Here is a 6000-nt window from a genome sequence, read left to right as displayed (position 1 = left end):
CTCTTCATCGTTAATCTTTAAATAATATTAAGTACTAACAACCAAAATCATCTCCCAGCTCCGTAATCTCGATTTAATTCTTACAATATCTATCTTTCAATAAATACCATATATGATTCTTAAATTTACAAAACATCCCCTAAAGAATGTTTGCGCTGTCTCTACAATTTGTCAATGAACTTCAAATAAAAAACCGAAATTCTTACTAATAAGGTAATAATACCCTTGATTCGAATTTCAGCTTTTCAGACTTTTGAAAGCATCTCACTCTCAAAGCGGCTGCAAATATAAGATGGTTTTCTTGCTTACACAATACCTAAATGATTTTTTTTGAAAACCTTATGAAAAAAATATTCAACTAACTGATTATCAGCAATAAAAAGATGAAAAATAATTTAACCGGGGCAAGGATAGAGCCTTTGTTTGAGCTCTTTTCTACAACATCAATCTTTTTTGATGTGGTTGAAAAAGCGAGCGGCGAAAGCCTGGTGCTATTTTTTCATAACAGCCCTCAAACTAAAACTTAAAGTAAAGCTTATTTTTTGATGGTATTTTAAGTTCTGTAAACGAGGTTTAAGAAAAGAAATTCCATACCAAACCAAATCTTATTACAAAGTCACGATATGGATAATTGGGTGCAGAATAATAATTGTTCTTGCTAAAGGAAGAATTGAAGTGCTCTGCCTTTAAAAATATTCGCGTTTGTTGCACTTTCGCATTTATGAAGAAATCGAGCAAAGGATAGCCTCCAATTTTTTCGGTGTTCTGAATATAAAATTCACCGAGTAGCGGATTATAGGCATTCATATTATATTCGGTAAAGTACTTAAAGGTAACCCCGGTTTGCAGGTGCATGGCCTTTTTAAAAATATCACTGGAAAAGTATAATGTATTTCTAGTCACCAATTCTGGAACATTAAGTACATCACTGGATTGATTTACGCTTTGATACATTATAGTATTGTTTAAAGCAAATGCACCTACTTTAAACTCCTTACTATATTTCACTTTTAAATACTGAATACTACTAGTCTCTTGAAAAGGTTTTAAAATAACATTCTCTACATCTTCTTCAATTACACTGATTGGGTTTGGGTTCAGATCGAAATAGGTATAGTTATCAAGATTAGTAACTTTCGCTGATATGTTTCCCCAAACACTTGAATCAAAACTTACCTCAAGACTATTTACTCTTTCATTTTTAAAGGTTCCGGTATTCTGCCAGTTATAATCGAGGTAGTCACTTTGATACAATAGATAATTGAAATCAGGCATACGTGCTGATGTGTGAAAACCTACCGCCATTTTATGTTTTTCATTGAACCGATAACTTGCAGATGCATCTATTATATTGCCCGTAAGGTCGCCCGCGAGGTTATACTTAATTCCACCTCTTACTAAGAAACCACCAATTTGTTTTTCGTAATTAGCTCCAAACGCAACTTCTTCACCTTTTAACTGATTCTCAATTCGTTGGACATCAGTAACCAAAACACTATTAAAAAAATAGTTATAATTGTACAAGCTCACATTAGCCTGAAGGCTGCCTAAAGTTGCATTGTAAAAATCTAAACTCACTTGGTTATACATGGTCTTCAAGTTTGCTCGATCATTTACACTGGATAGAAGCCCATTGCCAAAATATGAATTTTGTGTTTCTTGTATAAATTGATAGTACTTGGTTTCGTAATTGAACTGATGCCCAAGAGCTAAAGATGTTTTTTCAACTCTACTCGAGTCTTTTTGTTTCTTTATTAACTTGAATTTATGATCTAGGAAATATCGTTTGCCTAAAATTCTATTGCTCGCTCTTTGATTGTCGAATCTAACATCGACCTTAACTCTATTGGAGAAATTGTCACTTCCTGATTCGAATTGTTCTCTCACAGTTATACCTCCATTTTCTTCAGCATCTACGCTTTGAGCTGCAATATGTGCTCTAAGAGAATATCGCCCATTTTTTGTTACATAATTAGTGGTTGCGCGAAAATTTCCTGATTCTCCTTCATCAAAATTATATTTACCTAGCGATCGCATTCCTTCATAGCCGATGGAAAAATTTAATCTTCTCGAAGTATTGAAAGTGAGAAGAGCATCTAACAATTGCCCTTGCTCAAAAGTCGTTTTAAAAAGAATATCTGTCATCGGAGTAGCCACATTATAGTAGTTGATATCCTCCATTTCGGCGTAATTGAAATGTTTTGCCTTGGCCCCTAACTGCGGATACATATTATTTCTTTCAAAATCTACTCCGAGGTTGTTATAGGGTTGCCCCACATTTGAAAAGGGCATTAGCTCGAAATCATCTGCCCTCAAATAATTGTACTTGTATTCCTTTTGAATAGTTAAAGTAGTATCTAAATAAGTGGTGTCTCTTGCAAAAGAGATGATTTTATAATCCTTTATAGTTATTTTGGGAGGCTCTGATTTTTCTATTCTTTTTTTTCCTTCTTTTTTTGATTTAGAAAGGGTGTCTAATTTTTGAGTCGGAGCGGAAGGTTTGTCTTGGGTAAAAACATAGTTAGCCGTCAATAAAAAAACTACCAGAAGAATATATCTCATTGTAAACAATTACCGAGCAAAGTTAATTTTTTTTGTTCGTAATAAAATGTGAAAATTTGCGAATAAAATTTCAAAATCAATTGTGCCACATTTCTCCCGTTGAAAACATTATTTTTCATGAACAAATCATAATTTGATAAATTCGATTTTCTTTACTACTTCATATGCTTAAAAGTTACTTTTCAAAATTAATTGAAGCCGGCACAGATGAGGCCGGAAGAGGATGTTTAGCGGGCCCTGTAACTGCCGCCGCTATAATATTACCTTTCAAGTTTAAAAATAAAGTTTTAAACGATTCCAAGTTGCTATCTGAAACCAAACGATTTCAGCTCAGGCCCATACTTGAAAATGAAGCTGTTACTTTTGGAGTTGCTCATGTTTTTTCTGAGGAAATTGATAAAATCAACATTCTCAATGCTTCTATATTAGCTATGCATAAGGCCCTAGGGCAACTAAAGGTTAATCCTGAATTTATCATTGTTGATGGTAATCGGTTTAAACCATTTAAAACAATTCCACACGAATGCATTATTAAAGGTGATGGAAAATTTATGAGCATAGCCGCGGCCTCAGTACTCGCAAAGACCGCTCGAGATCATTATATGGAAGAACTGCATAAAGAATTTCCCATGTATAATTGGAAACAAAACAAAGGTTACCCCACTAAAGAACACAGAGAAGCAATACGCCAGTATGGATTGACACCTTATCACAGAAAAAGTTTTAAACAATTACCTGAACAGCTTACGTTAAATCTTTAAAAATCATAACTTTGAGTAAAATATAACTGGTTAATGAGATCTACCCTATTTGTCCTTCTTTTAGCTCTATTTGTAAGTTGTAACCAAAAAGAAACCATCACGAAACCGCTTTTGGACTATATACCAGAAGATGCAGTTATGATTGCGGTCATAAATGATCATGCAGCGTTTAAAAACGTTCTCAGGAATAATGAGTTTTTATCAGAATTAAAGAACTCAAAGACTTCTACTCAAATTTTAGATAAAGTAAAATTTCTTGAATATGTAAATCCGGAATCAGAAGGAATTTTAACTCTTTCTAAAAGTGCTGAAAATCATTTTGATTTTCTATATATGACAAAAGACTCCTCAAATCTAATAGATCTAAGTGCTAATCAAAATAAGGCACTAGAACCTGTTGATGCCAATTCTGCATTTGATGCATTTACCTTGGATAACAGTTCTTTTTTCGGACTTCGTTCTAATCAAAAGATTTTTATAAGCTCCTCAAAATTACTTCTAGAAAAAGTAGAGGAAAACCCGTCTTTCAAACAACCAGAGATGCTTAGCAAGCTTTATTCTATTGTAAACAAGGAGAAACCAGCATCTATTTTTATAAATATAAATAAAGGGAATTCCCTATTGACTTCTATTGAAATTGAAAATTCCAAAATGAAAATATCTGGTTTTTCTGATTGGATTTCGCTAGATATTAACAAAAACTCAAAAGACCTCAATCTAAGTGGTATTAGTATTGCAAATGATTCTACTTGGAACTATGTTGACCTACTTGCCAACACTAAACCATTAGCAAACGAAACGGCCCTATTTACCCCTGCGCAGGCTGACGCTATTTTATCATACACTTTTGACGCCTACGCCACTTTAGCAAAAAATCGTGAATTATCAACTGGAATTGTTTCACCAGTAGAACCCTCAATGAGCACCGTAGAAGAGATAGGTATAATTTATATGGGCAATCAAAAGGCCATTGTACTTAATACCTTCGGATCAGAGAACATTTCAGAATATTTAATGACTCAGAAAAAAGCAACAATAGATTTTCAAGGTCAAGAAATATTAGAATTAAACAAAAGTGATTTTCTAAATAATCGTTTTTCACCAATTGTAGAAAACTATGAAGCAAGGTTTTGTGCCCTTTTAAACAATGCCTTTGTTTTTTCTACCACCCAAAAACTTTTAAAAACAATTATCAGAAATTACAAAAACGCGAGCACCTTTAATAAGACTCCAATTTTTAAGACCCTAAACAAAGACTTAGCCAAAGAGTCGAGCATTCTTTTCATATCAAATTCTAAAAACATTAAGAGGTTAGTTGCGGATAATTTTTCGGCAAGTTTTTCAAATGAAATAAAGAAAATTACGCTCTCAGGTTATGGTTTAGCTGCACAGACTATAACAGATAAAAACTTTTACCATACAAATCTGATTGTCAAAAAGGTTGAAAGCAAAGGAGCAGAATTAACCACAAATGCAAAACAGGTCTTCAAAGTTGATTTAAATTCTGAAATAGCTACAGATCCACAATTTATTACCAATCATCAAACAGGCCGAAAAGAAATCGTTGTACAAGACGAGAACAATGTACTCTATTTAATTTCGGACAAAGGAAAAGTTCTTTGGAAAAAACAGTTGAATAGTTTAATACAGGGAGAAGTAAAACAAGTTGATATTTTCAAAAATGGACGCTTGCAACTTGCCTTTACCACCAACAATCAGTTGATGCTCTTAGATCGCAATGGAAACGAAGTAAAGAAATTCACAAAAACTTACGAAGGTGGAAATTTAAACCCCTTAGCGGTGTTCGACTACGATAAGAAAAAAAATTATCGCTTTGTTGTAACACAAGCAACAAAAACTTTTATGTATGATAGGGAAGCCAAAATAGTAACTGGTTTTAAGTATACCTCTGCAGAACAACCAATAATTGCGGCTCCTAAGCACATTGTAATTAACAACAAAGATTTTCTAGTCTTCAAATTGAAAGGTGGCTCTTTAAAACTCCTCAATCGTGTAGGTGATGTAAGAGTAAAAGTTGACGAGAAAATTAATTTTTCTGACAATGAAGTTTTTAGATATAAAAACAAATTTGCGTTAACTGATCAAAAAGGTGTTCTTAATCAAATAGATCTTGGAGGAAAAATCACAAAGACTAATTTCAACCTGTCAAGCGATCATGGGATGACAACTACTGATAACACCTTAGTCTTAATGAATGATAACGTACTTACTATTAAAGGTAAGCAAGTGGAATTGGAATTAGGAGTATATACTGAACCGGAAATCTTCTATTTGAACAACAAAATATATGTAGGTGTTACTGACCTACAAAACGAAAAGGTGTATCTCTTTGATAGCCAAGCAAAACCTATCGGCAATTTTCCTGTAAGCGGTTCTTCAAAAATTGACATAGCTGATATTGATAAAAACAAAACTCTTGAGTTGGTAACAAAAGATAGTAATAGTTCGATTTCAGTTTATAAAGTAAACTAGAGCATAGTTTCTTCCATTTACACAATTTTACTTGCCAAAAGCACATTTTAAAAGGTCTTTCATAACTTTCTAATGTATTTTGTTGTACTAAGCTTTTCAATTCACTCGAAACAACTGTTTAATTATTGAGAAAATTGGAACATTTATTGCTGTGATAATTTAGTAACTTACTGAACACTAAATA

Annotated in this window: 4 protein-coding genes; 3 read left to right on the top strand and 1 reads right to left on the bottom strand. The window is 33.1% G+C overall.

What is annotated here, in order from left to right:
• Window positions 1–383: 383 nt before the first annotated feature.
• Entirely contained in the window at window positions 384–527 is a 144-nt protein-coding gene (locus ACKWCD_RS16465; protein ID WP_413985050.1) for a hypothetical protein, read from the top strand.
• 46 nt (window positions 528–573) lie between these two features.
• Here the strand turns inward: ACKWCD_RS16465 and ACKWCD_RS16460 are convergent, their stop codons facing one another.
• Window positions 574–2562, bottom strand: coding sequence for a putative porin (locus tag ACKWCD_RS16460; RefSeq protein WP_413985049.1), 1989 nt, complete (start codon window positions 2560–2562; stop codon window positions 574–576).
• Window positions 2563–2726: 164 nt separating this feature from the next.
• Here ACKWCD_RS16460 and ACKWCD_RS16455 point away from each other — a divergent pair, with 164 nt between their 5' ends.
• Together ACKWCD_RS16455 and ACKWCD_RS16450 are read left to right on the top strand one after the other, a co-directional pair.
• Window positions 2727–3323: a ribonuclease HII gene (locus ACKWCD_RS16455; RefSeq protein WP_413985048.1), complete on the top strand. Its 597-nt coding sequence runs from the start codon at window positions 2727–2729 to the stop codon at window positions 3321–3323.
• Window positions 3324–3356: 33 nt separating this feature from the next.
• Window positions 3357–5816: a ribonuclease HII gene (locus ACKWCD_RS16450; RefSeq protein WP_413985047.1), complete on the top strand. Its 2460-nt coding sequence runs from the start codon at window positions 3357–3359 to the stop codon at window positions 5814–5816.
• Window positions 5817–6000: the final 184 nt, after the last annotated feature.

The sequence above is a fragment of the Maribacter taeanensis genome, assembly GCF_047345145.1.
In the GTDB taxonomy this organism is placed as follows: Bacteria; Bacteroidota; Bacteroidia; order Flavobacteriales; family Flavobacteriaceae; genus Maribacter_C.
This window is presented reverse-complemented; position numbering and strand designations above follow the sequence as displayed.